Annotated in this window: 27 protein-coding genes; 14 read left to right on the top strand and 13 right to left on the bottom strand. The window is 56.1% G+C overall.

What is annotated here, in order from left to right:
• The first annotated feature begins 14 nt into the window (after positions 1–14).
• A complete protein-coding gene (locus IEX44_RS13710; RefSeq protein ID WP_188694806.1) occupies positions 15–1520 on the top strand; it encodes a YdgA family protein in 1506 nt (501 codons plus the stop codon).
• Positions 1521–1591: 71 nt separating this feature from the next.
• Here IEX44_RS13710 and mnmA read toward each other — a convergent pair whose 3' ends face one another.
• Both mnmA and IEX44_RS13700 read right to left on the bottom strand, forming a co-directional pair.
• Positions 1592–2650: a tRNA 2-thiouridine(34) synthase MnmA gene (gene mnmA, locus IEX44_RS13705; RefSeq protein ID WP_188694801.1), complete on the bottom strand. Its 1059-nt coding sequence runs from the start codon at positions 2648–2650 to the stop codon at positions 1592–1594.
• A gap of 3 nt (positions 2651–2653) precedes the next feature.
• A complete protein-coding gene (locus IEX44_RS13700) occupies positions 2654–3106 on the bottom strand; it encodes an NUDIX hydrolase (RefSeq protein ID WP_229679127.1) in 453 nt (150 codons plus the stop codon).
• A gap of 1 nt (position 3107) precedes the next feature.
• Between IEX44_RS13700 and IEX44_RS21085 the strand changes: the two genes are divergently transcribed.
• Complete coding sequence (locus IEX44_RS21085; RefSeq protein WP_229679125.1) at positions 3108–3260, top strand: hypothetical protein; 153 nt, start codon at positions 3108–3110, stop codon at positions 3258–3260.
• A 155-nt stretch (positions 3261–3415) separates the two neighbouring features.
• Here the strand turns inward: IEX44_RS21085 and IEX44_RS13695 are convergent, their stop codons facing one another.
• The gene (locus tag IEX44_RS13695) at positions 3416–3967 is read right to left on the bottom strand and encodes a pseudouridine synthase (RefSeq protein WP_188694795.1); all 552 of its coding nucleotides are present in this window, start codon (positions 3965–3967) and stop codon (positions 3416–3418) included.
• Positions 3968–4186: 219 nt separating this feature from the next.
• Between IEX44_RS13695 and icd the strand changes: the two genes are divergently transcribed.
• Entirely contained in the window at positions 4187–5410 is a 1224-nt protein-coding gene (gene icd, locus IEX44_RS13690) for an NADP-dependent isocitrate dehydrogenase (RefSeq protein WP_188694791.1), read from the top strand.
• A 249-nt stretch (positions 5411–5659) separates the two neighbouring features.
• On the opposite strand, the gene IEX44_RS13685 is transcribed toward icd, so the two are convergent.
• On the bottom strand, positions 5660–5863 hold the full coding sequence (locus tag IEX44_RS13685; protein WP_018748498.1) for a cold-shock protein: 204 nt from the start codon (positions 5861–5863) through the stop codon (positions 5660–5662).
• Between the two features lie 242 nt (positions 5864–6105).
• Between IEX44_RS13685 and clpS the strand changes: the two genes are divergently transcribed.
• Together clpS and clpA are read left to right on the top strand one after the other, a co-directional pair.
• Complete coding sequence (gene clpS, locus IEX44_RS13680) at positions 6106–6417, top strand: ATP-dependent Clp protease adapter ClpS (RefSeq protein ID WP_188694788.1); 312 nt, start codon at positions 6106–6108, stop codon at positions 6415–6417.
• Entirely contained in the window at positions 6414–8684 is a 2271-nt protein-coding gene (clpA, locus tag IEX44_RS13675; RefSeq protein WP_188694785.1) for an ATP-dependent Clp protease ATP-binding subunit ClpA, read from the top strand. The genes clpS and clpA overlap by 4 nt, the downstream gene beginning before the upstream one ends.
• A 111-nt stretch (positions 8685–8795) precedes the next feature.
• On the opposite strand, the gene IEX44_RS13670 is transcribed toward clpA, so the two are convergent.
• The 9 genes from IEX44_RS13670 to ffh all read right to left on the bottom strand — a co-directional run bounded on the left by IEX44_RS13670 (position 8796) and on the right by ffh (position 16665).
• Positions 8796–10406, bottom strand: a complete 1611-nt coding sequence (locus IEX44_RS13670) for a response regulator (RefSeq protein ID WP_188694782.1) — start codon at positions 10404–10406, stop codon at positions 8796–8798.
• A 252-nt stretch (positions 10407–10658) separates the two neighbouring features.
• Complete coding sequence (locus IEX44_RS13665) at positions 10659–11489, bottom strand: mechanosensitive ion channel family protein (protein ID WP_188694779.1); 831 nt, start codon at positions 11487–11489, stop codon at positions 10659–10661.
• 77 nt (positions 11490–11566) lie between these two features.
• Entirely contained in the window at positions 11567–12478 is a 912-nt protein-coding gene (xerD, locus tag IEX44_RS13660; protein ID WP_188694776.1) for a site-specific tyrosine recombinase XerD, read from the bottom strand.
• A gap of 6 nt (positions 12479–12484) precedes the next feature.
• Complete coding sequence (locus tag IEX44_RS13655; protein WP_188694773.1) at positions 12485–13015, bottom strand: methylated-DNA--[protein]-cysteine S-methyltransferase; 531 nt, start codon at positions 13013–13015, stop codon at positions 12485–12487.
• Positions 13016–13120: 105 nt separating this feature from the next.
• Entirely contained in the window at positions 13121–13504 is a 384-nt protein-coding gene (gene rplS / locus IEX44_RS13650) for a 50S ribosomal protein L19 (protein WP_188694770.1), read from the bottom strand.
• Between the two features lie 4 nt (positions 13505–13508).
• The gene (gene trmD / locus IEX44_RS13645) at positions 13509–14309 is read right to left on the bottom strand and encodes a tRNA (guanosine(37)-N1)-methyltransferase TrmD (RefSeq protein ID WP_188695215.1); all 801 of its coding nucleotides are present in this window, start codon (positions 14307–14309) and stop codon (positions 13509–13511) included.
• Positions 14310–14337: 28 nt separating this feature from the next.
• On the bottom strand, positions 14338–14886 hold the full coding sequence (gene rimM / locus IEX44_RS13640; RefSeq protein ID WP_308423804.1) for a ribosome maturation factor RimM: 549 nt from the start codon (positions 14884–14886) through the stop codon (positions 14338–14340).
• A gap of 10 nt (positions 14887–14896) precedes the next feature.
• Positions 14897–15148, bottom strand: coding sequence for a 30S ribosomal protein S16 (gene rpsP / locus IEX44_RS13635; protein ID WP_184099752.1), 252 nt, complete (start codon positions 15146–15148; stop codon positions 14897–14899).
• A gap of 173 nt (positions 15149–15321) precedes the next feature.
• Positions 15322–16665 (bottom strand): signal recognition particle protein, encoded by a 1344-nt coding sequence (ffh, locus tag IEX44_RS13630; protein WP_188694766.1) that lies wholly within the window; start codon positions 16663–16665, stop codon positions 15322–15324.
• A 251-nt stretch (positions 16666–16916) separates the two neighbouring features.
• Between ffh and IEX44_RS13625 the strand changes: the two genes are divergently transcribed.
• The 9 genes from IEX44_RS13625 (at position 16917) to IEX44_RS13585 (ending at position 25951) form a co-directional block, all read left to right on the top strand.
• Positions 16917–17729, top strand: coding sequence for a cytochrome C assembly family protein (locus IEX44_RS13625; RefSeq protein WP_188694760.1), 813 nt, complete (start codon positions 16917–16919; stop codon positions 17727–17729).
• A 127-nt stretch (positions 17730–17856) separates the two neighbouring features.
• Positions 17857–19125, top strand: a complete 1269-nt coding sequence (locus IEX44_RS13620) for an HlyC/CorC family transporter (RefSeq protein WP_188694744.1) — start codon at positions 17857–17859, stop codon at positions 19123–19125.
• A gap of 297 nt (positions 19126–19422) precedes the next feature.
• A complete protein-coding gene (gene pilB / locus IEX44_RS13615) occupies positions 19423–21132 on the top strand; it encodes a type IV-A pilus assembly ATPase PilB (protein WP_308423803.1) in 1710 nt (569 codons plus the stop codon).
• A 53-nt stretch (positions 21133–21185) separates the two neighbouring features.
• Positions 21186–22430 carry a type II secretion system F family protein gene (locus tag IEX44_RS13610; protein WP_188694741.1) on the top strand — a complete coding sequence of 415 codons (1245 nt, stop codon included), beginning with the start codon at positions 21186–21188 and terminating at the stop codon, positions 22428–22430.
• Positions 22430–23314, top strand: a complete 885-nt coding sequence (locus IEX44_RS13605; RefSeq protein ID WP_188694738.1) for a prepilin peptidase — start codon at positions 22430–22432, stop codon at positions 23312–23314. The genes IEX44_RS13610 and IEX44_RS13605 overlap by 1 nt, the downstream gene beginning before the upstream one ends.
• 13 nt (positions 23315–23327) lie before the next feature.
• Positions 23328–23921, top strand: a complete 594-nt coding sequence (gene coaE, locus IEX44_RS13600; protein WP_188694735.1) for a dephospho-CoA kinase — start codon at positions 23328–23330, stop codon at positions 23919–23921.
• A gap of 171 nt (positions 23922–24092) precedes the next feature.
• The gene (gene zapD, locus IEX44_RS13595; protein WP_188694733.1) at positions 24093–24851 is read left to right on the top strand and encodes a cell division protein ZapD; all 759 of its coding nucleotides are present in this window, start codon (positions 24093–24095) and stop codon (positions 24849–24851) included.
• Between the two features lie 57 nt (positions 24852–24908).
• Positions 24909–25106 carry a DNA gyrase inhibitor YacG gene (locus tag IEX44_RS13590; RefSeq protein WP_188694728.1) on the top strand — a complete coding sequence of 66 codons (198 nt, stop codon included), beginning with the start codon at positions 24909–24911 and terminating at the stop codon, positions 25104–25106.
• Positions 25107–25201: 95 nt separating this feature from the next.
• A complete protein-coding gene (locus IEX44_RS13585; protein WP_308423802.1) occupies positions 25202–25951 on the top strand; it encodes a GNAT family N-acetyltransferase in 750 nt (249 codons plus the stop codon).
• The last annotated feature ends 122 nt before the right edge of the window (positions 25952–26073 follow it).

The following is a 26073-nucleotide window of genomic DNA, read 5'->3' as shown; positions in this document are numbered from 1 at the left end:
GGGAGATTTACCCGGTGAAACGCAAAGTACTGGTTGCCGGCACGCTGACCGTTGTGCTGCTGGGCGCCGCTTACGTTGGCAGTTCGTGGCTGGCTGGACGTTCTGTGCAGCAGACGCTCGACAAGCAGAATCAGTGGTTGTCCAACCTGCCCTACTTCATCGTGAAGAACCGCGAATACCATCGCGGCTGGTTCTCTTCCTCTGAAAAAACCACGTTGCAGATCAACCCGCAGTTGTATCGCTTTTTCCTGGAAAAGGAAGGCGAGCCGCTGCCAACATTTGAAGTAACGTACACACAGCACATTGATCACGGCCCGCTACCGCTCTTGTTTACGCGCGGTAATCCGCACCCGTACAAGGCTGTAGTCACCACCGAGTTCCAGTTCGCGCCAGAAACCCAAAAGTTTCTGACCCGCTTTTTTGGCGAACAAAAACCGATCAACATCGAAAACCGCATCAGCTTTAACGATGACGGCGTGATGACGATCAAGGTGCCGTCCTTCGATTACGAAGAAGCCATTTCTGGTGTCAAAGCCAAGTGGCAAGGCCTGAACGCCACCCTGGATTACGGCGGCGACTTCAACCGCGTGAAGTTATTGGCCGAAGCACCGGGTCTGTCGGGTGAAGCCAAGGGCAAGGGCAACTTCAGCCTTAATGGCCTGACTTTCACGGTGGATCACGTGCGTGGCAAAACCGGTCTGATGATCGGTGATTCAACTGCCAAAATCGATAGCTTCACTCTGGACATGCCCGGTGACGCGCCTTTCAAGGTGGCGCTGCAGAACGTCTCTTATAACGGCAAGCTGTCTGAAAACGGCGAACTGGTAGATGGCAGTGCATTGTTCCGTCTGGAAAAGCTCACGCTGAACGATCAGGCCTATGGCCCTGCCGAGTTGCTGGCGGAAGCCAATCACCTGCATGGCCCGACGCTGGCACGGTTGGGTGATGCATTCAACCGCCTGCAAAAGCAGCAACTCACCCGTGAACAGCTGACCACCGAACTGGGCAAGCTGGCCAAGTCCGACGCCATGCCATTGCTGACGCATGATCCGCATCTGGCGATTCGTCATCTGGACATCAAGCTGCCAGATAGCAGCATTCATCTGTCGGGTGAAGTGGGCCTGACCGGCTTCAAGCCAGAAGACCTGGATCAGCCGGCGGTATTCATGCGCAAGCTGACGGCCAAGGCTGACTTTAACGTGCCGCGCAAAGTCATCGCCACTGTGGTCACCTGGCAAGCGCGCAACATGTTTGGCAACGCCGACAACGGTGTATCACAAGCTGATCTGGACTATCTCGCGGGCCAGTTTGTTGAAGGCCAGCTGGATCGCATGGCCGACCAGAAACTGATCCGCGTGGATGGCGATAATGTCTCTGCCACCGCCTCGCTGCAAAACGGCAAGTTCATCCTGAACGGTGTGGACGTACCGCTGCCTTGGGAACAAGTGCAACATGCAGTCACCGACGCGACCGGCAGCAGCGCACCCGCTGCCAAGCCAGCAGCGAAGGCTGGCAAATAAGCGGCTATTGCCGCATGCATAAAAAAGGCCACCTTGAAGGTGGCCTTTTCTTTTACAGGGCAGGGATGCCGTTACTGGATAATCCCGCCGCCCATGCAAACGTCACCGTCATACAGCACCATGGACTGACCGGGAGTCATGGCCCATTGTGGTTCATCAAAGGTCAGCTTCACGCCACCGTCGATGTGCTCCAGGGTGCAAGCTGCATCCTGTTGACGATAGCGTGTTTTGGCCGTGTAGCGGCCCGGTGCGGGCGTCTCGCCCAGAATCCATGAGCAATCGCGTGCGATCAGGTCGTGTTTGAGCAAAAGCGGATGATCATGGCCTTGCACGACAATCAGTTCGTTCTTGTCCATGTCCTTGCCAGCCACAAACCACGGCAGGCCTTCCCCGCCGATCCCCAGACCCTGACGCTGGCCGATGGTGTAGTACATCAAGCCCATGTGCTCACCCATGCGGCGGCCTTCCGGCGTCACCATGGCCCCTGGCACCTTGGGCAGATAACGGTTGAGGAACTCGCGGAACGGGCGCTCACCAATAAAGCAGATACCCGTGCTGTCTTTCTTCCTGGCGTTGGGTAGCGCGATCTGTTCAGCAATCGTCCGCACTTCGGTCTTTTGCAAATGGCCCAGCGGAAACACCGCCTGGCTCACCTGCTCCTGGCTTAACCGATACAAAAAGTAGGTTTGATCTTTGGATTGATCGGCCGCGCGGATCAGTTCGGTGCGGCCATCCGGACGTACGCGGTTAGCCGCGTAGTGGCCCGTGGCCATCTTCACGCCACCCAACTTGATGGCGTAATCCAGGAAGCACTTGAACTTGATCTCGCTGTTGCACAGGATATCCGGATTGGGCGTACGGCCAGCCGAGTACTCAGCCAGGAAATAACTGAACACACGGTCTTTGTATTCTTTGGCAAAGTTGACGAGTTCGATGTCGATGTCCAGCAGGTCTGCCACCGAGATGGCATCCATGCTGTCTTCCTTGATCGAACAGTACTCGTCGTCGTTGTCGTCTTCCCAGTTCTGCATGAACACGCCGACAACGTCGTAGCCCTGTTCTTTCAGCAAGTGCGCCGTGACGGACGAATCCACGCCCCCAGACAGGCCCACTACTATCTTGTCTCTCATTGTTTACTTCCGGTCAAAGTCTTGCAGGATGTCCAGCGGGTAACGGCGGCCGGCAAGATAATCATCCACGCAGGCCAGCACCAGCGGACTGCGATGCTCATCCTTACGTGCGGCCAGTTCGTCCCGAGTCAACCATACCGTTTGTACAATTCCCTCATCCAGCGCGCGATCAGCCTCAAAACCCGTGATGTCACCCGTGAAGGTAAAACGCAAATAGGTCAGTTCCGGGCGCTCAGGCGGCGTCCACTGGTAGATACCCGTCAGCCACTGCGGTACGAAGTGATGCGCGGTTTCTTCCAGGGTCTCGCGCACGGCGGCCGCGACGATGGACTCATGCTGTTCCAGGTGACCTGCGGGCTGATTGAGCTTGAGCTCGCCCAGGATGCGTTCCTGCACAAACAAAAAGCGGCCGTCGCGTTCAATCACGGCGGCCACGGTGGTATTGGGCTTGAACATCATGCAACCCACTGAAATCAAAAAGAGATTTTACCTGAATGGGGTCAACGCGTCAGCGGCACAATCATGCGGTCACGTGGACGAGGCGCTTTGGCTGGCTGTTACGGCGCAATTGCAAAACCCGGCAAATGTCAAAGAATCATCATTTGATTAAATCAATCCAGGCTGGATTCATTCACAGCAATTGCAATCAGTCCCTCAATATCCGCCAAAAGAGATATGGATATAACCTGCCCGGACGGCTGCGTTTCAGATGCGAAATTATTCCCGGAAAAATTGATTCTTTTTGCGCCTGTGTATTAGACCGGTTTATTTTCCTGCCGATCGCAATTCGCGCCATTGGCCAGAGGGCAGATCATCAATTGTGTATTCACCAATTGCATAACGGATCAACCGCAAAGTAGGGAATCCGGCTTTAGCCGTCATACGCCGCACCTGGCGGTTTTTACCTTCACTGATGATGATTTCCAGCCAACTCACCGGAATGTTTTTACGGTCGCGAATGGGCGGCACGCGAGGCCACAAGCCAGCGGGCTCGGCGATGCGGCGCACGCTGGCAGGCCGGGTGATGAAGTCTCCCAGATCAACACCTTTTCGCAATGGCGCCAATCCATCATCACTTGGTTCGCCTTCCACTTGCACCCAGTAAGTTTTGGGCAGTTTATGTTTCGGATTGGCAATTCGGTGCTGCAATGCACCATTATTCGTCAGCAACAACAATCCTTCGGAGTCGGTATCCAGACGGCCCGCCGCATAAACGTCTTTGACAGTCACGTAATCCGCCAGACATTGATGTGGCGGGCTGGGAGAAAACTGGCAAATCACGCCGTAAGGTTTGTTAAAGAGAATCAGTTTGTCCATGGTGTCATTCTAACCTTTCACAGAGACAGACAGCGCAAACATGCGGCCGTGCTTGGCTTTCGGAACCGTTCACGCGATAATTGCGGCTTGCCCACGCCAGCAAGAGTGGCTAACAAAAACCGTCCGAAGTATCCGCGCACGAGGCCAGAGCAGGCCCCCAGCCGGTTTTTGTTAGCCACGCCACGGCGTTTTCCTGATCTTAAGCATGGGAAGTACCTAATGAGCCACATTCAAGTACCGAAAGAAGGCGCGAAGATCGTTGCAAATCTCGCCACGCCGGATAATCCCATTATCCCGTTCATCGAAGGTGACGGCATCGGTGCCGACATCACCCCCGTGATGAAGGACGTGGTCGATGCAGCCGTGGCCAAGAGCTACGGCGGCAGCCGCAAGATCCACTGGATGGAAATCTACTGTGGTGAGAAGGCTTCCCGCCTCTACGGCAACGACACCTACCTGCCGCAGGAAACGCTGGATGCATTGAAAGAGTATGTGGTGTCCATCAAGGGCCCGCTGGCTACTCCGGTTGGCGGCGGTATCCGTTCGCTGAACGTGGCCCTGCGCCAGCAGCTGGACCTGTACGTTTGCCTGCGCCCGGTACGTTACTTTGAAGGCGTGCCTTCCCCGGTCAAGCAACCGCAACTAATCGACATGGTGATCTTCCGTGAGAACACCGAAGACATCTATGCCGGTATCGAATGGGATGCGCAGTCCGAAGGTGCTCGCAAGGTTATCGAGTTCCTGCAGTCTGAAATGGGCGTGAAGAAGATCCGTTTCCCGGAATCCTCCAGCATCGGTATCAAGCCGGTCAGCAAGGAAGGTACCGAGCGTCTGGTGCGCAAGGCCATCCAGTACGCGATCGACAACAATCGCAAGTCCGTGACGCTTGTCCACAAGGGCAACATCATGAAGTTCACGGAAGGCATGTTCCGTACCTGGGGTTATGAACTGGCCAAGAGCGAGTTCGGTGGCGTCGAGATCGACGGCGGCCCATGGGTACAACTGCCGAACGGCATCGTGATCAAGGACGTGATTGCTGACGCCTTCCTGCAACAGATTCTGCTGCGTCCGGCTGAATACGATGTGATCGCGACGCTGAATCTGAATGGCGACTACATTTCTGACGCACTGGCCGCTGAAGTGGGCGGTATCGGCATTGCGCCGGGCGCCAACCTGTCTGACAACGTGGCCTGCTTTGAAGCGACCCACGGTACGGCACCGAAGTACGCCGGTCAGGACAAGGTGAACCCGGGTTCGCTACTGCTGTCGGCAGAGATGATGCTGCGCCATATGGGCTGGAAGGAAGCGGCTGACCTGATCATTACCGCGATGGAAAAGACCATCAAGGACAAGATCGTGACTTACGACTTTGCCCGCCTGATGGATGGCGCGCAGGAAGTAAGCTGCTCGGCCTTTGGCAAGGCCATTGTCGAGCGCATGTAAGCGCTGATTCGATCAAGCATGACACAGAAAAGCCCCACCCTGGTGGGGCTTTTTCATGCCCGTGCAAAAGGTGTGGCGTGGGAACACATTCGGCGGACTATTGTATTTTTCCGCCCCTGCTCCATTTACAGTATCAAGTGTGGAACGGTAGTCAGGGAGCAAGACCACACCCGGTGTCAGCAAGATGGTGGCGCTGAAAACAGAAAACCCCGCGTAAACGCGGGGTTTTGAGATCAGACAAGAACCTGATCAGGCGGTCTGGATGTTTGCAGCTTGCTTGCCCTTCGGGCCTTGAGCAACTTCAAACGAAACACGCTGACCTTCTTTCAGGGTCTTGAAGCCAGGCATATTGATCGCGGAGAAGTGAGCGAAGATGTCCTCGCCGCCTTCGTCCGGGGTAATAAAGCCAAAGCCTTTGGAATCATTGAACCACTTGACGGTACCGGTTGCCATATTAGGTCTTTCTCCAAGATAAACAGTTAACGCATTGCCAGAGGTTTGAAGTCAAGACCTGTACAGCGGGTTAGACCGGCACAGCATGAAACTTGTCCATCAAACGCGCATTCGTTTTACGCGATATTTACTTGAGAGGTCAAGCAAGCCAAAGCGGGAAGATGCAAACTGTTGTTTCCAGGAAACGCTTGAAAAAGCCCTCTTCCGGGCCAAAATGAGAACTGAAACTCGGTTGGATAGTGATGACGCAACAGCATCAAATTGAGCGGGAATTAGTAGAGAAAGAGATCCGGACCGGGCCTCCCTCCATGTTCCGCGTCGTGCTTTTAAACGACGATTTCACCCCAATGGAATTTGTGGTTGCCGTCTTGCAAACTTTTTTCACGATGGATCGTGAACAGGCAACCGTAGTCATGCTCAAAGTCCATACAGAAGGACGAGGCATTTGCGGCGTGTTCCCCAAGGACATCGCTGCGACAAAAGTGGCGCAGGTTACCGAGCACGCCCGCCAACATCAGCACCCGCTCCAATGCATCATGGAGGTAAACGAATGATCGCCCAGGAACTAGAAGTCAGCCTGCACATGGCTTTCATGGAGGCGAGACAAAAGCGCCACGAGTACATCACCGTGGAGCACCTCCTGCTCGCCCTGCTCGACAACCCGTCTGCAGCAGAAGTGCTGCGTGCGTGTGGCGCCAATATGGATGAATTGCGCCACCAGTTATCGGACTTTGTCACCGAACATACGCCGGTGGTCTCTGGCACGGGGGAAGTCGAAACCCAGCCGACCATTGGGTTCCAGCGCGTGATCCAGCGTGCCATCCTGCACGTGCAATCATCTGGCAAGAAAGAAGTAACCGGTGCCAATGTCCTTGTTGCCATTTTTGGCGAAAAGGACAGTCACGCCGTTTACTTCTTGCACCAGCAAGGCGTAACGCGCCTGGACGTGGTTAATTTCATCAGCCACGGCATTACCAAATCGACGCCAAACGCCTCGCAGCCACCGCGCTCGGATCAAGGTTCTGAAGAACACGACGCCGAGGTCAGCCCTGGCGGCGCGCTGGAGAACTTTACCCAGAACCTCAACCAGCAGGCGCTGGCGGGCAAGATTGATCCGTTGATCGGCCGCGATTCAGAACTGGAACGCGTGGTGCAGATCCTGTGCCGTCGCCGCAAGAACAACCCGCTGCTGGTAGGTGAAGCTGGCGTCGGCAAGACGGCCATCGCGGAAGGGCTGGCACGCCGCATCGTGGAAGGCGAAGTACCGGATATTCTGGCAGATGCAACCGTGTATGCGCTCGATATGGGCGCGTTGCTGGCCGGCACCAAGTACCGTGGCGACTTTGAGCAACGCCTCAAGGCCGTCATCAAGCAATTGACTGAAGAGCGCAACGCCATTCTGTTCATTGATGAGATTCATACTCTTGTCGGTGCCGGCGCGGCCTCTGGCGGCACGCTGGATGCATCCAATCTCTTGAAGCCGGCGCTGTCCAACGGCACGCTCAAGTGCATTGGTGCAACGACATACACTGAATACCGCGGCATCTTCGAAAAAGACAACGCACTGTCGCGTCGCTTCCAGAAGATTGATGTGGTCGAGCCAACTGTTGAACAAACCGTTGAGATTCTCAAGGGTTTGAAGGACAAGTTCGAGAAGCATCACAGCGTGAAGTACACCGCGACGGCACTGTCTGCGGCTGCTGAACTGGCGGCCAAGTACATTAACGATCGCCATCTGCCGGACAAGGCCATTGATGTCATCGACGAAGCGGGCGCAGCGCAGAAGATTCTGCCCAAGTCCAAGCAGAAGAAGACCATTGGCAAGCCCGAGATCGAAGAGATCGTGGCCAAGATTGCACGTATTCCGCCGAAGAGTGTCTCCAACGACGACAAGAGCACCTTGAAGACGCTGGATCGCGATCTGAAGAGTGTGGTGTTCGGGCAAGATCCGGCGATTGATGCGTTGTCCGCGGCCATCAAGATGTCGCGTGCTGGCCTCGGGAACCCACAAAAACCGATCGGCGCCTTCTTGTTCTCTGGCCCGACCGGCGTGGGCAAAACCGAAGTGGCACGGCAACTGGCTTACACACTGGGCGTGGAGTTGATCCGCTTTGACATGTCCGAGTATATGGAACGTCATGCGGTCAGCCGTCTGATCGGTGCACCGCCAGGATACGTGGGTTTTGAGCAAGGCGGTCTGCTGACCGAGCAGGTCACCAAGCACCCGTATTCTGTGTTGTTGCTTGACGAAATTGAAAAGGCACATCCGGACATCTTCAACGTGCTGTTGCAAGTGATGGATCACGGTACGCTGACCGACAACAACGGTCGCAAAGCGGATTTCCGCAACGTGATCGTGATCATGACCACCAACGCCGGCGCAGAGACCATGAACAAAGCGATCATGGGCTTTACCGCCAAGAAGGAAACCGGCGACGAAATGATTGAGATCAAGCGTCTGTTTACGCCGGAGTTCCGTAACCGGCTGGATGCGACCATCTCGTTTGCACCGTTGTCGCACGAGATCATTCTGCAGGTGGTGGACAAGTTCCTGATGCAACTGGAACTGCAACTGCAAGAGAAGAAGGTAGAGGCTCACTTCACTCCGGCACTGAAAGAAATGCTGGCAGAGAAAGGCTTTGATCCGCTGATGGGCGCACGCCCGATGGCACGCCTGATTCAGGACACCATCCGCAAGGCGCTGGCTGATGAACTGTTGTTCGGCAAGCTGGCTCACGGCGGTGAAGTGACGATTGACCTGGACGATGATGACAAGGTCGTACTCAAGCTGTCTGAGGACGAACAAGCTATCCCGGCCTGATCTGGCTTGATGGTCGGCCCGCAAGGACTGACCGCCATATAAAAAGCCCCACCCGGTTCGCCGGTGGGGCTTTTGTTTTTTGAGCGTGTTGCGAGCACCGCGTCCGCCGCACTATTCAAAGTAGCTATACACGCGATTTCCACCCGCTGTTTTGGCCTGATGCAGTGCGTTTTCCGTACGTTCCAGCAAACCTGGAATACTTTCTGAAACGCGCTTGATCGCCACCCCTGCGCTGAACCCAGGTGGCTGCGCCATCCTGTGTCCGGGCAATACGGTCTGAGCGAAACGCAAGCGTAGCGATTCAATCAAGCCCAACGCATCGCTCTGCTCAATATCTGGCAGCACCAGCAAAAACAGACCACCCTTGATGCGCCCGATGCCATCACTCACCCGCAAGCGCTGACGCAGCAAGGCACACAACGCCCGCAGTAGCTGATCGCCACTCTGATGACCAAGCACCTGATTGATCTGCTGCATACGGTCGATATCCAGCATAACAACCGCAAGAGGTTGCTGGTTACGTTTGCAACGGGCGCTTTCGACATCCAGTAATTGCATGATGGCCTGCCGCCCGAGCACGCCGGTCAACGCATCGCGCGTGTGCTGTTCACGCAGCAACCTGAAGCGCGACGCCCGTGCCCGAATGGCGGCGATCAGATAATCCGGCTCAATCGGCTTGACGAGGAAATCATCTGCACCGCGCTGCATGGCCTCAAGCCGCTTGGACTGAGCATGCTCTGACGACAAAAACACAATTGGCACGCCCATATAGGCCGGTTGCTGCCGCAACACGCTGGCAATTTCCAGCCCACTCCAGCCCAGCATGTATAGATCAAGGACGATCAATTCCGGATTGAGTTGGGCAATCTTCTCAAACATCTGCACAGGCCCGTTGGCCAGTGCAACCGCCATGCCGGCCTCGCGCAGGATTTCCGCGTAGTACTCGGCCACATCCGGCTCATCATCCACAATCAGGATGCGATAAGCAGAATGCTTGCGCTCTTCCTCTAGTCGATTGATCAGCTCAGCCAGTTCACCCGGGTGTACCGGCTTATGGACAAAGGCCTGTGCATTGAAACGCGCTGCCACGAGCCGCGTAGCAATGTCGGACTGACTAGACAGGCAAACCAGACGGGATGGTGCCCGCGGGCCGTTGGGCAGGAAATCCGCCAGCGCCACAAAAGGCGCGGCCTGATCATCCAGATCCAGAAACAACAAATCGACGGATTGATCCGGCAATTGGGCCTGCAACGAAACCTGCGCGCCGGGGAGTTGCAAGGCCAGTTCAACCTCCAGCAACTCAGCAGACACCAGATCGGTGCTGACAATCACCACATGCTCCGGCGGCGGTGCAACGCCCGGGATAGCACCGGTAAGGTGTTCCAGGCCCGATGCCAGAAAATGCGTGACCGCCTGTGCCAGATGATCAACGCCCTGCCGGAGCTGCGCAGCCCCATGAACCCGCGCCTCTGGCGGATGTGCCTGATATTCGTGGTACAGGCGTTCCAGGGCTTGCGCAGCAGCGCGCACACCGGTCGCCACCCAACCCGTTCCGGTGTCATGCAGCTGGCCGATGCGGCTCAGCAGGCGTTCGTGCCCGGCGGAGTCCAGTCCTTTCTCAAGATACAGTTCGATCTGCATGCGCAGATCATCCAGCGTTGAGGACAACCCTTCGTGGACTCCGGCTTGCCCCTTGCCGGTATTGTCGTGCGTACTGGCCATGCTCATCCTTCACATCACCAAACGCGAGGAGACAGCCAAACGTACGTTTGCAGGAACGGTTACGGGCGCGTGACCAGGATGGCAACGCGCCAGTTTATCCAGCGTAACCGGAACACAAAAGCGATGCCCTGCCCCTCGCCTGGCAAGGTTCATCGCGCCTTTTATCTTTGTTATGCCGCCCCTGCAAACTCCCCCGCCCAGGCCAGCGCGGCGGCCAGCCCGGGCACCTGATGCGTCAGTCTGCGGCTGGCCTCAGGCTTGTTGCTGCACAATCACGGCCTGAGCTGGCATTGGCGCGGCAAAACCGGCTTCACCAAAACTCTCGCGGATTGTCTTGTTGGTATCAAAATAAACCTGCCAGTAGTTGTCGTTGTGGCAATACGGACGGACGGCCAGCACGGGGCCGACCAGGTTGAATTCCAGGATTTCCACATCAACCGCAGGTTCTGCCAGCACATTGGGAATGGCCGCAATTTTCTGTTTGAGCAACGCAATGGCAGCAGCATGGTCGGTCGAGCCCGCCAACTGCGCTTTCAGATCAACGCGTCGAAATTCATTCACCGCATAGTTCTGGATCACATCGCCAAAAATCTTGTTGTTACCAATCAGGGTCAGCACGTTGTCCGGTGTGTTTACCGCGGTCACAAACAGGCCAATTTCCTTGATCGTACCGGTAACTCCTGCCACGGTGACAAAATCGCCCACCTTGAATGGCCGCAACACAATGATGAACGCGCCAGCAGCAAAGTTGGCGAGCAACCCCGACCAGGCCATGCCGATGGCGACACCCGCGGCTGCTATCAATGCCGCGAAGGTGGTGGTCTGGACCCCAAAATAGCCCAGGATTCCGATGACCAGCAAGACGTTGAGGGTCACCGTAATAATCGACCCAACATACCGCAACACGGTGGGATCGAGGTTCTGGCTACCGAGCGAGCGCTCGACCATCCGCACTGCAAAGTTGATCAGCCAGCGGCCAACCACCCAGAAAATGATCGCGCCGATGATCTTGACCCCGAACGCGGTAATGATGCCGATCATGACATCCTTGTAGTGCACGACGGAATCGGCGTTCAAATCCATGTAAATCTCCGGTTGAAATGGCTGCATGAGAAAAAAGTGATATCTCAGCCTGGCACAATTTCCCGAAAATTCACCTTTCACCGGCGCGGGTGATTTTGCGCATGAAGCGCCTGCAATCTGGCCGTGGCGACATGGGTATAAATCTGCGTGGTGGCAATATCGGCGTGGCCTAACAAGACCTGAACCATTCTGAGATCTGCCCCATGATTCAACAGGTGTGTGGCAAATGCATGACGCATCACGTGCGGGGACAGCCGTTTGGCATCAATCCCGGCCTGGCTGGCATACCCTTTGATGATGAACCAGGCCCCCTGACGTGTAAGTGGATCACCGCGCTGATTCACAAAAATCAATTCCTGGCTCTTGCCTGCGGTCAGAATCGGGCGGGATCGGGCCAGATATTGCTGCATCCAGTGCCGCGCTTCCTCCCCCAGTGGCACTAACCGTTGCTTGCCGCCTTTGCCTCCGACGACTTGCAGATAACCTTCAGTCAGATGCAGTACCGAGCGATCAAGCCCAATGAGTTCAGAGACCCGCAAACCGGTGGCATACATGACTTCAAGCATGGCGCGATCTCGCAGGCCGGCCTCGGTGTCCACATCCGGTGCAGCCAACAGGGCCTCTACCTGCGCTTCAGACAGCTCTTTCGGCAAGGGCCGTACTCGTTTGGGTGTATTCAGAGTCAGGGTTGGGTCGTGATCAATCTGACCATTGTTCAACCAGTATTGATAAAGCTTGCGCATGCTGGCCATGCGGCGCGCCATGGTCGCCGCTTTGGTTTCGCGTGCCTGTGCCGCCAGAAATGCCTGTACATCTGCACGCTGGGCAACGCGCATGTCGCTGCCTTGCTCTTGCAACCACACCGCCCAGATGACGAGGTCACGGCGGTAGCTTTCTGCCGTGTTCTGCGCCAGGCCGTCGGCCAGCCAGATATTGTCGATGAACTGGTCGATCCAGCCTTGCTGGATCTCGTTTGCAGTCAGCGCCATAGTCGGTCACAGATCCGAAAACAGATCGCGGGTTTCCTTGAGCAACAACTGTCGCTTGATAGGCACCCAATCCACGCCGCCGCGATGCGCATTAAAGCCACCCACGCCATTGGCGGCCACAACACGATGGCAAGGGATAACCAGCGGGATGGGGTTTTGCCCGCATGCACCACCCACGGCTCGGGCGACCGAACCAATCGCTGCCGCGATCTCTGCATAGGTGCGCGTCTGACCACATGGAATCTGCGCAATTTGCTCCCACACGGCCAGTTCGTGGTGCGAGCCAGTCAGCTTGAGCGGGAGATCAAACTCAAAATAAGGATCGGCAAACCACTGTGCCAGTTGCCGGGCGGCTTCCAGTAACAGTGGGGCCTGCGGTGCCTGCAGGGGTGTATCCGGGAGGGCGAAATCGATCCGCGCAAGCGCGTCACCCCGCGCGATCAATCCCAACCGCCCTACCGGGCTGTCGATGACGGCATCGTACTGGTATTCGGTGAAATCGTCGTTGAAAGAGCGAGGGGACAGGGATTCAGACATGGCCGTATGGCGGGGCAAAACCCCATGCTACCTGCTTGCGCCATGCTGCGGACGAAAAAAAACGCGAAGCCCTCCGGCTTCGCGTTTTCAGAAATTCGCCGCAACTTATTGTGCAGCGGTTTCCTTGATCTTGCGTGCAGGCAGCTTTTCCTTGATACGTGCGGACTTGCCCGAACGATCGCGGAGGTAGTACAGCTTGGCACGACGCACATCACCGCGACGCTTCACTTCGATGGAAGCAACCAGCGGGGAATAGGTCTGGAAGGAACGCTCAACGCCGGTACCAGCGGAGATCTTGCGCACGATGAACGCGCTGTTCAGGCCACGGTTACGCTTGGCGATCACAACACCTTCAAACGCCTGCAGACGTTCACGGTTACCTTCCTTAACCTTCACTTGAACGATAACGGTATCGCCAGGTGCAAATTCAGGAATGGTTTTGCCCAGACGGGTGATTTCTTCTTGTTCGAGCTTTTGAATCAGGTTCATGACCTTACTCCTTTACGAAACTTGTTCCTTCTTCCCCGGACTGGAGAGAGCCGGCTTGTGCCGCATGCTCCGCCTTGAAATCGGCCAGAAGACGAGTTTCCTCTTTTGAAAGCTGACGCTGTTGCAGTAAATCGGGGCGGCGCAACCAGGTGCGGCCCAACGACTGCTTCAGACGCCAACGACGTATGTTGGCATGATTTCCCGAAAGCAGAACTTCCGGCACCGCCATACCGCGGTATTCTTCGGGACGAGTGTAATGCGGGCAATCCAGCAACCCATCCACAAATGAATCTTCCACTGCACTGGCAGCCGTGTTCAGCACACCAGGCAAATGTCTTGCTACTGCATCCATCAGCACCATGGCGGGTAATTCACCGCCAGAGAGTACGTAGTCGCCAACCGATATTTCCAGGTCAACCTGGCGCTGCAAAACGCGCTCGTCAACACCTTCATAACGGCCGCACAACAGGATCAGGCCGGGCTCTGCCACCAATTGCAGCACTCGCTCATGGGTGAGCGGCGCGCCCTGCGGTGACAGGTAGACCACTTTGGGCGTAATGCCCAGTTGCGCCTGGCGCTGTCGGGCCGCATCAATGGCGTCTTCCAGCGGTTGCGGCAACATCACCATGCCAGGACCACCACCGTAGGGGCGATCATCAACACGGCGATAGTTGTCATGCGTGAAATCCCGAGGGTTCCAGCCGACAAAATCAATAATGCCCTGCTCCACCGCACGCTGGGTAATCCCATAGCGTGTAATGGCCTCGAACATTTCAGGAAACAGTGTGATGGCATCGAAATGCATTTTCACAGCTGTTTCCTTTTGCATGACCTCAGTAGTCAAGACCCCAGTCCACCGTAATGACCCGGGCCGTCAGATCCACCTTGAGCACAACATGCCCGACAAAGGGCAGGAGGCGTTCGGTATCACCGTCGCGCGCCACGATCACATCGTTGGCGCCGGTCTCAAACAACTTTTCGACCACACCCAGACTCTGGCCTTCGATGTTGACGATGGAAAGACCAACCAGGTCTGCCCAGTAGTACTCGTCATCACCGGCCTCTGGCATCTCGCTACGCGGAATTGCGACCTGACAGCCCTTCAGGGCAAACGCCTGGTCACGATCATCCACGCCGGCAAAGCGCACGGAGAGCTTTTTAGGCTGCACCGAAGCTTCAACCACTTTGTAGGCGCGCCAGTTGCCATCACGCCCGATCCACCACGTTTTGTAGTCGAGCAGGCTGTCCGGATGTTCGGTATCCGCGACGACATTTACGCCGCCCCGAATGCCAAAAGCCCCGCTGATGTAACCCATGGATACCAGATCATCCGGTACCGCATTGGTTGTGGATTGCGGGGCAGTCGGTTTATTGCTGGTCACAGTCAACTGCTTAGGCAGCAGCCGGCTTGTAGCCCTTGAGCAGGCGAGCAACGGTGTCGCTCACTTGTGCGCCAACGCCAACCCAGTAGTTCACGCGGTCAAGCGCGAAACGGGTCGGTTCCTGGCCTTCACCAGCGGACGGGTCGTAGAAACCCACGCGCTCGATGAAGCGGCCATCGCGGCGGTTGCGCGAATCAGTAACAACAACATTGTAGAACGGACGGTCTTTAGCGCCGCCACGGGAAAGACGAATCACAACCATGATTGATACCCAGTTTGAAATCGGTTTACGCGAAACCAGCGATTGTATGTGAAAAGCGCAAGGCAATACAAGCTTTTAAATCCGGAACTTGCGCAAGGAACAACCCTTTACAACTACTTCCAGTGAGGATCGGCGCAACCTGGCGCCGATCCGCCACCCCAAATCGGTACTGTTTACATACCGGGCAACATGCCCTTCATGCCACGCATGAGCTTCATCATCCCGCCCTTGCTGAACTGCTTCATCATCTTTTGCGTTTCTTCGAACTGCTTGAGCAAGCGGTTAACCTCTTGCACGGAGACACCCGCGCCGATCGCAATCCGGCGCTTGCGGCTGGCCTTGATCAGTTCAGGCTTGCGGCGCTCCAGCGGCGTCATGGAATTAATGATGCCCTCAATCCGTGCAACGGACTTGTCGGTCACCTGACTGCTGGCCATCTGGCTCATCTGACCTGGCAGTTTGTCCAGCAATGCGCCCATGCCGCCCATCTTTTTCATCTGGCCGATCTGCGATTTGAAGTCTTCCAGGTCAAAACCCTTGCCGGATTTGACCTTCTTCATCATCTGCAGGGCCTCGGCTTCGTCGACGTTTTTTTGCACGTCTTCGATCAGCGAGAGCACATCCCCCATGCCCAGCACGCGGCTAGCCATCCGATCCGGATAGAACGGCTCGAGACCGTTCAGTTTTTCACCGACACCGATAAACTTGATCGGTTTGCCCGTCACTTCCCGCACCGATAGCGCCGCGCCGCCGCGAGAATCGCCATCCAGCTTGGTCAGAATCACACCAGTCAGCGGCAGCGTCTCATTGAAAGCACGCGCCACATTCACGGCATCCTGACCCTGCATGGCGTCAACCACGAATAGCGTTTCAACCGGGGTGATCGCAGCGTGCAGGTCTTTGATTTCCGCCATCATGGCGTCATCAATGGCCAGACGACCGGCAGTATCGACGATCAATACGTCATGAAAGTGCTTTTTGGCGTAATCATGCGCGGCAAGCGCAATGTCGACCGGCCTTTGCGATACATCAGACGGAAACCACTCCACCTCCAGCTGACCCGCAAGGGTCTTGAGCTGTTCAATAGCGGCCGGGCGGTACACGTCGGTCGAGACCAGCAAGACTTTTTTCTTCTGTGTCTCTTTGAGGCGTTTGGCCAGCTTGCCGGAGGTGGTCGTTTTACCTGCACCTTGCAGGCCGGCCATCAACACCACAGCTGGCGGCACAGCAGCCAGATTGAGCGCGTCGTTCTGTGCGCCCATCAGGCGGGTCAGTTCTTCATAGACAACGCCAATAAAAGCCTGGCCCGGTGTCAGGCTGCCAATCACCTCCTGACCGAGCGCACGCTCCTTGACGTCATTCACGAACTTCTTGACTACCGGCAACGCAACGTCGGCCTCCAGCAGCGCCATGCGCACTTCACGCAAAGCGTCCTGGATATTGGCATCAGTCAGGCGGGCCTGACCGCGCAGGGTCTTGACCACGCCACTCAGGCGGTTAGAGAGGTTATCCAGCATAAATAAATTCTTCCCTGCCGCACTCGACGGGCAAGCGGGCGATATGGCACCAATGGACCTGGTTTTTCCTGTGCAGCTGGCTCTGATTCTGGCGACGTACTGCGCTGTAAATTCTCGGCGAGGTCTCGCTACGCCTGCGGTTTACGCATTGCAGTTCATCCTGAATCAAACCTGCCTGATTCCCGGAAAGACGTGTACAGAGGTTCCCTGTTAGACTAAACAATTCGCTAATTCTAACTGATTTGATACCTGTGTCCTGGCTCGCGTTGATCGCCTTGTTCATTTATCTGACCTTGGGTTGGCATTTTTGCCGCACCCGACTGGCTGGACGCGGGGTTATTCACACCGGCGTAGAGACTGCTTTTCTGCTGCTGGCGCTGGCTGTCCACGGCCTTGCCTTGTGGCCGCAACTGGCCGCGCCGCCGCTGCATTTCGGGGCAGCAGAAGCCTTGTCGATGATTGCCTGGCTGGCCCTCATCACCTACTTGCTTGGCCATCTGGCTTTTCCGCTGGAAGGTCTACAGCCCCCCGTTATGGGACTCACCGTACTGCTGTTGGGGCTTAGCCTGCTGTTGCCCCCCGGCCATGTTTTGACCTATGCCCAAAACGGGGTGTCGCGGTTGCATTTCCTGGCGGCGATGCTGGCCTATGGTCTTTTTACCAACGCCACAGGTGTCGCGATTTTGATGCGCCTGGCCGACCGGCGCCTGCATCATGCCTCCGCCAGTTTGCTGGTACAAAAATTGCCGCCCCTGCTCGCACTGGAACGGCTGTTGTTTGCCTGCATCAGTGCCGGTTTTTTGTTGCTGACAATTGCATTGGTAACCGGCATTACCTTTAGCGAAGAAATCTTTGGCCGGGCACTGGAGTTCAATCACAAGATTGTATTGTCCGTAGCCGCCTGGCTGGTGTACGGACTTTTGTTGCTGGGCCGCCGTCTGCGTGGCTGGCGCGGTCGGGTTGCCACGTTATGGACAACCACCGGTTTCTTCCTGTTGATCCTTGGCTATATCGGTAGCCGGTTTGTACTGGACGTGATCTTGCACAGGCCTGGCATCGGCTGAGGCAAGCGTTCAATTCACCGTTGGCCACGGGGCAATGCGGGCCTTCATGTCGTTTGCATTGATCCGTACAACGCCCGCCATGCCGGCGCTGCTATAATCTGTCCCATTACCATTGTGGAATGCCGCCTTGGACGACATCCCTTCAGGTGAGTTGATCATTGCACTGATCGTCTGCCTGTTCAGTTCTGCCTTCTTCTCCGCCTCTGAAACCGCCATGATGGCGGTAAATCGTTTTCGCCTTAAGGCTCTCGCCCAACAGGAAAACCGCGGCGCCCAGTTAACGCTTAAACTTCTGGAACACACAGATCGTTTACTCGGCGTCATTTTGCTGGGCAATACACTCATCAATACAGCCACGGCGACGCTGGCCACCCTGATCACCACCCGCCTGTTCGCTGACAATCATTTCGCGCTAGGCGCTGCCACCTTGCTGGTGGCCTTTGCCATCCTTGTATTCTCGGAAGCAACGCCCAAGGTGATCGCGGCAACCCACCCGGATCGATCTGCCCTGCTGGCCAGCTATCCGCTCACAGTCATGCTGCGTGTCTTTTATCCAGCGGTGTGGTTCATCAATCTGTTTGTACACGGCATGCTGCGGATTTTGCATCTGCAGGGCAAAAAACATGATCACGGCAGCCTGAGCCCGGAAGAACTGCGCATGCTGGTCCTTGAATCTGGCCGGTTCATGGAGAAAAAACATCACGCCATTCTGGTCAACCTGTTCGAATTGACCAATATCACGGTGGATGACGTGATGACGCCGCGCCATCAGATCGAAGGGCTGGATCTGGCTGCAGAGCAAGAAGAGCTGGCCCGCCAACTCTATACCTGCCATCACACGCGATTACCGGTCTTTGAAGATAATCCGGACAACATGGTGGGTATTTTGCATACCCGCAAAGCACTATCGCTGAGCGAAGATGAACTCACGGGCGATACGCTGCGCACGTTGATCAGGCCTCCGTATTTCATTCCATCAGGCACGCCACTCTTTACCCAATTACAGAATTTCCAGGAAAACCGCCGCCGTATCGGCCTGGTGGTTGATGAGTACGGGGAATTGCGCGGACTGGTAACGCTGGAAGATATCCTTGAGCAGATTATTGGCGAATTCACCACCAATGCTCCGTCTGCCGGGTCACGCCTCGAAAAACAATCCGATGGCAGTTATTTGCTGGATGGCTCGATGAGCCTGCGCGAGCTGAACCGCAAGCTCAAACGTAATTTCCCGCTGGATGGCCCCAAGACCCTCAATGGTCTGGTGCTGGAATATTTCGAAGATATTCCGGATGCCGGCACATGCCTTACCATTGCTGGCGAAAGACTGGAAATTGTCCAGACGCAGGATAGAAGTATCAAAGTAATTCGTTTGTATCCGCAGGCCGCCGTGCATTGATCATTGTCAGCAATCCGGACAATACTCCAGCGCACGCATATTTGTGCCGAAAGCGCGACACCGTTTAGCGCCGCGTTTCGGTGGCTTGCCGAAAGGCTCAGAATACGCACAATACGCCATTGTCTTTGCTAGACTGGTTAATGGCCGCCAGAACCCGGCCCTTGGCGCAATTGCAATCCCTGACGTTTTTGTCTGTCTGCAGACTGACAAAAATGGATTTGTTTTAAACCCGGAACGACAATAGCGCGCACCGATTCTGGCGTTGGTCGAAACCTGCATGAATTGAATACGGCGATCATGTCTACCACTACTGCCCCCATTTCCGGCCTGGCGCGTTTGCTGGTTCAGCACGGGCGACTGGCTGAAGCCGATATCGAAGCCGTCCACGTCGCCGCCAGCGATGGCAAAACGTCGTTTATCGAACAATTGATCCAGAGCCGGAAAATGACCGGCAAGGAAATTGCCGAGTTTTCCTCACAGGCTTTCGGCTATCCGCTGCTTGATCTGGAACAGATCGACGACACCTACATTCCGCAAGGCGTGCTTGACCCCAAGTTGATGACAGCCCAGCGTATCGTGCCGCTCTACAAGCGCGGTACGCGGCTGTTCATTGGCATTTCGGACATCACCAATCTGCAGGCACTGGAAGAAGTACGCTTTCAGACTGGCCAGCAGATCGAACCGATTATTGTCGAAGACGGCAAGCTGCTGACGTTACAGGCCAAGCTGATTGAAGCGTCCGGCGCCAGCATCAAGGAACTGCAGGTCAATGAATCCGATCTTGACCTGCAGGGCGGGGAAGAAGAACAGCAGCAAGAAGTCAGCACGGTCGATGTAGACGACGCCCCTGTCGTCAAATACATCCAGAAAATCCTGCTGGACGCCATCAAGGCGGAAGCCTCCGACATTCACTTCGAGCCCTACGAGAAGTTCTATCGTATCCGTTATCGTCAGGACGGTATCTTGCGTGAAGTCGCGCAGCCGCCCTTGGCCATCAAGGAAAAGATCGCCTCACGGATCAAGGTGATTTCCAAGCTCGATATCTCCGAAAAGCGCGTCCCGCAGGACGGCCGGATGAAACTGGTGTTGTCTCGTACCCGAGCCATCGATTTCCGGGTGTCTACACTGCCAACGCTGCACGGCGAAAAGATTTGTATCCGTATTCTTGATCCATCGTCCGCCACCCTGGGTATCGATGCGCTGGGTTACGATCCGGATCAGAAAGAAGCCCTGATGCATGCCATCAGCCGGCCTTACGGCATGGTGTTGGTCACGGGCCCGACCGGCTCCGGCAAAACCGTGTCCCTGTATACCTGCCTGAACATCCTGAACCAGCCAGGCACCAACATTTCCACGGCCGAAGATCCTGCTGAAATCAACCTCGCGGGGGTCAATCAGGTCAACGTGAATGAAAAGGCCGGCCTGACCTTTGCTGTCGCCCTCAAAGCATTCCTGCGGCAAGATCCGGACATCATCATGGTGGGTGAAATCCGTGACCTGGAAACCGCTGACATTGCGATCAAGGCAGCGCAAACCGGTCACATGGTGTTCTCCACCCTGCACACCAACGATGCACCGACCACGCTGACACGAATGTTGAACATGGGCGTCGCGCCGTTCAACGTCGCTTCATCGGTGATTCTGATTACCGCACAGCGTCTGGGGCGTCGTTTGTGCGCGAGTTGCAAGCAGCCGGTGGACATCCCGCATGAGGCGTTACTGGATGCCGGTTTTACCGAGGCGGACCTCGATGGCAGCTGGACACCCTACAAACCTGTGGGTTGTGACATCTGTAAAGGTACCGGCTATAAGGGCCGCGTGGGCATTTATCAGGTCATGCCGATCTCTGACGAAATGAACCGTATCATTATGAAAAATGGCACGGCGATCGATATTGCAGACCAGGCACAACGTGAAGGCGTGCGTGATCTGCGCAGATCCGGCCTGATCAAAGTCAAGCTCGGTGTGACTTCGCTTGAAGAAATCATGGCGATCACCAACGAATAATCGCAAACGCGGCAAAACAAAGGCGCGCCGGCGCGCCGCAAGGGGACCATTCAATGGCGACAAGTACTGCCCGACCGTCATCCAGGCAGCAGCAGCTCAAGGTCAAGGAATACACCTATAGCTGGGAAGGCAAGGATCGCAACGGCAAAATCATCAAGGGCGAAAGCCGCGCCAGTGGCGAGGCCGTCATCAAGACGCACCTTCGCCGGCAGGGCATCAATGTCATTCGCGTCAAGCGTCAACGCGTGGGTAGTGGCAAGCGGATCACGGATGAAGACATCACCATGTTCACCCGGCAGCTTTCGACCATGCTCAAGTCGGGCGTGCCATTGCTGTTGTCGTTTGATATCGTGGCCAAGGGCCACAGCAATCCGTCAGTGACCAAGCTCTTGCTCGATATCAAGGCTGATATCGAAGCAGGGTCGTCCATGACGCAAGCATTCCGCAAGCACCCCAAGTATTTCGACACCTTGTATTGCAACCTGATCCAGGCCGGTGAACAAGCCGGTATTCTGGATACGCTGCTGGCCCGTCTGGCAACGTACAAGGAAAAAATGCTGTCGGTGAAAAAGAAGATCAAATCCGCCATGTTTTATCCGACGGCGGTGATCGTGGCGGCCTTCATCATCACGGCCGTGATCATGATTTTCGTGATTCCGGCCTTCAAGGACTTGTTCTCCAGCTTTGGAGCCGACCTTCCCGGTCCGACACTGTTGGTGATGGCGATCTCTGATTACTTTGTGCACTATTGGTGGCTGATCTTTGGCATCATTTTTGGTGGCGTTTGGGGCTTCAGACGCCTGTGGGCACGCTCCGAAACTGTTCAGATTGCCATTGACCGCTGGGTTCTCAAATTGCCGATCCTGGGCGAAATCATGCGTAACTCAGTGCTTGCGCGCTGGAGCCGTACGTTGTCGACCATGTTTGCGGCGGGCGTCCCGCTGGTGGAGTCGCTGGAATCCGTGGGCGGCGCTGCGGGCAACTATATCTACCGCCAGGCCACTCGCAAGATCCAGACTGAAGTGGCAACAGGTACCAGCTTGACGTCGGCCATGCAGAACGTGAATGTGTTCCCCAACATGGTGTTGCAGATGACCGCCATTGGTGAAGAATCGGGCTCGCTGGATTCCATGCTCGGCAAGGTCGCAGACTACTACGAAGAAGAAGTGGATAACGCGGTAGAAGCGCTGTCCAGCCTGATGGAGCCAGTCATCATGGTCGTGCTGGGCACTTTGATCGGTGGCCTTGTTGTGGCGATGTATCTGCCCATTTTCAAAATGGGTCAGGCGGTCGGCTAATGCAGGAATACGCTTTGCTGTTCTCACAAAACCCGCTGCTGTTCGGCGGGTTTTGTTTGCTTCTGGGTTTGCTGGTCGGCAGCTTTCTTAATGTGGTGATTCACCGCCTGCCTAAAATGATCGAAACGCAGTTCCGCCAGGAATGCGCTGCCATCGACCTGCCACCAGAAGAGCCCCTCCCGCAGCCCGCTACGCGTTACAACCTGGTTGTACCGCGTTCGGCTTGCCCCACCTGTGGGCATCAGATCACGGCACTGGAAAACATCCCGTTGCTCAGTTGGCTGGCATTGGGTGGCAAGTGTCGCGGCTGTCGCAGCCCCATCAGTATCCGTTACCCGGCGGTTGAATTACTGACCGGACTGATGAGTGCCTGGACGGGCATGCATCTGGGCTTTGGCCCTCATGCTCTGGCCGGGATCATCGTCACCTGGGCGTTGATCGCGTTGTTTTTCATCGATGCCGATACTTACCTGTTGCCGGACAGTATCACCCTGCCTTTGATGTGGGCTGGCATGCTGTTCAATCTGGGCAGTCACGGCTTCACCAGTCTACCGTCCGCCGTGGTCGGTGCTGCTGCAGGATATCTGGTGCTCTGGACCGTGTTCTGGCTGTTCAAGCTGGCGACGGGCAAGGAAGGCATGGGCTACGGAGATTTCAAATTGCTGGCGGCACTGGGCGCATGGTTTGGCTGGCAAAGCTTGCCGATCATCATCCTGCTATCGTCTGTGGCCGGTGCCTTGCTGGGCGTGATCCTTGTCCTGGCCGCAAAACGCGGGTTCGGCAAACCCATGCCATTCGGCCCTTACCTGGCAGTGGCTGGCTGGATCATGCTGATCTGGGGGCCGCAGTTACAAGGGTTACTATTCGGCGATCTTCTCTTCTGAGCGGAAAATCATCATGCGGGTAATCGGTCTGACTGGTGGAGCGGGCAGTGGTAAATCCACGGCAGCACGCCTGTTTGCCGAACTTGGTGCCGGTATAATTGATACCGATGACATTGCACATGCACTGTCTCGCCCCCCCTCGGCAGCACTGGATGATGTCCGTGAGGTCTTCGGGGCTGATTTCATCACTGCCGACGGCACCATGGATCGCGCGCGCATGCGGGAGCTGGTGTTTGCAGATCCAGCCGCGCGCGCGCGGCTGGAGGGTATTTTCCACCCCCGCATTCTGGCCTCAGCGAAAGAACAGCTAAAGGCACTGGAAGGCCTGCACGACTACACATTGCTGGTCGTACCACTGCTGTTTGAAACGGGCAATTTTCTGCCCTTGGTAGAAACCACCCTGGCAGTGGACTGTCCGGCTGATCAACAACGGGCTCGTCTGGCCGCACGCGGGCTGACGGAACAGGTCATAGATCAATTGCTTGCGGCACAACTTTCGCGCGAAGAACGTCTTGCCCGGGCCGATGCTGTGATCGATAACGGCAGCACACTCGAAGCACTGACCTGTCAGGTCAGGCAATTTCATACCATTTTCGGGGTCGACTGACGGATACAATCGGGCACCGCCGCTTTTTTTCGCCTATGGTTAGCAGCAAGAACGCTCAATCAGGCGCAACATGTGTGAAATTGGCACTCGCAAACTTACAGACGGGTTTTCAAACGTCCTGGCTTGCTGCAAAATTGATCATCTTTGCCTCCCCTACCTGCCCGGCACACTGTGATTAGCTACGAATTTCCCATTAACGAGCGGATTCGCACCCTGCTGCGTCTGGAAGACATCTACGACCGGACTACCACGCTGGCTGCGCGGGAGCATCCGCTTGACCATCACATGGCACTCATAGGGTTGTTCGAAATCATGGAAGTGGCCAGTCGGGCCGATCTGAAATCCGATCTGTTGCAGGAACTGGAGCGTCAACGGCAATCGTTGTCGGCTTTACGCCACAATCCGCATATTTCGGAAGAAGCGCTGGAACGGGTACTTTCTGACATAGAAGACACCCACGGTCAGCTGTTGCAGATGACCGGCAAGGTGGGGCAGTACCTGCGTGAGAACGAGTGGCTGATGGCGATCAAGCAGCGTCTGGCCATTCCCGGTGGAGCTTGCGAGTTCGACCTGCCTTCTTACCATTACTGGCGCCAGCAGGCGCCGGAGCGCCGCAAGGCCGATCTGGAGCGCTGGCTGTCGCCACTGATGCCGATCCGTCATGGCATCCAGATCGTACTGCGTCTGCTGCGCGATTCGGCCAAGGTGTCGCACTTTACGGCACGCCAGGGGTCATTCCAGCAGATGTCTGGTGGCAAAACCATCCAGATGCTGCGTGTGACCCTGCCGTCTGACCTGCCCGTAGTGCCGGAACTCTCGGCCAACCGATATGCGATCAATGTGCGCTTTATCCAGCCATCCACTTCGGGTGACCGAACCAAAGTGGTCGAAGCGGATATTGAATTTGCCCTGAGCTACTGCAATCTGTAACGTTGTAACAACAGATGCATATTCGCGCAATCTCGCTGCGAACAGATAGAAACACCCATGACACAAAGTAAATCACGGCTCGTCACCTGCCCTTCGTGCAAAAAGCAGAGTGAGTATTCGGCCGACAATCCCTTCCGTCCTTTCTGCTGCGAGCGCTGCCGGCTGATTGACCTGGGCTGCTGGGCCGCCGAGAACTATCGCGTTCCGATCGAGCAAGATCCGTTCGACGAATCGGCCCCGCCGCCACTGTCATAATTCGGCCATCCTGGCGTCACGGTTTCTTCAATAAACCGTCATTGCATGGTCACGCGTTCCGCTTAATTTCTCTCCATACCCACAGGAGGGAAATGATGCTCCAGACTCAAAATACCGCACCGGCCACCAAAAAGCGTCGCCTGACTGTGACGCTGGCACAGCATGAAGATGCGGTTCGCGCAGCACAAGCCTTGCGCTACCGCGTATTTGCCGACGAAATGGGCGCCCGCATTCACTCTCGCGAGGCCGGTCTCGATCAAGATCTGTTTGACGCGTATTGCGACCATCTGCTGGTGCAAAACGAAGATACTGGTGAAGTCGTTGGCACGTATCGCATCTTGCCGCCGCATCAAGCCCAGAAACTGGGCAGCTATTACTCCGATACCGAATTTGATCTGACCCGCTTGTCGCATATCCGCTCGCAGATCGTTGAGATTGGTCGTTCCTGCGTGCATCCGGATTACCGCACGGGCGCGACCATCACGCTGCTGTGGAGTGGTCTGGCGGCTTATATGCGTGAACGCAACTACCGCTACCTCGTCGGTTGCGCCAGCGTGTCGCTGGCCGATGGTGGTCACACTGCGGCCAGTATCTACAACAAACTGGCTGAGACGGCGATGGGCCCGGTGGAATGGCGCGTATTCCCACGCTGCCCGCTGCCGCTGGCAGCACTGAACCAGAAGCTGGACGTCGAAATCCCGGCATTGATCAAGGGTTATCTGCGCGCTGGTGCCCAACTGTGTGGCACTCCGGCCTGGGACCCTGATTTCAACACCGCTGACCTGTTCCTGCTGCTGTCTATGCACCAGGTTGACGATCGTTACGCGCGCCATTTCATGCGTTGATCACGGTTTCGTCGTCTGTGCGAGACAGTCTGTAATATGACCATTTCGACAGCAGACACAAGCAGCTACACTGGACTTGTCTTTTATCAGAATTGAAACAGTTGGGACGGCTTTTTTCCTCA

It is taken from the genome of Silvimonas amylolytica (genome assembly GCF_014645555.1).
Classification (GTDB): Bacteria; Pseudomonadota; Gammaproteobacteria; order Burkholderiales; family Chitinibacteraceae; genus Silvimonas; species Silvimonas amylolytica.
This window is presented reverse-complemented; position numbering and strand designations above follow the sequence as displayed.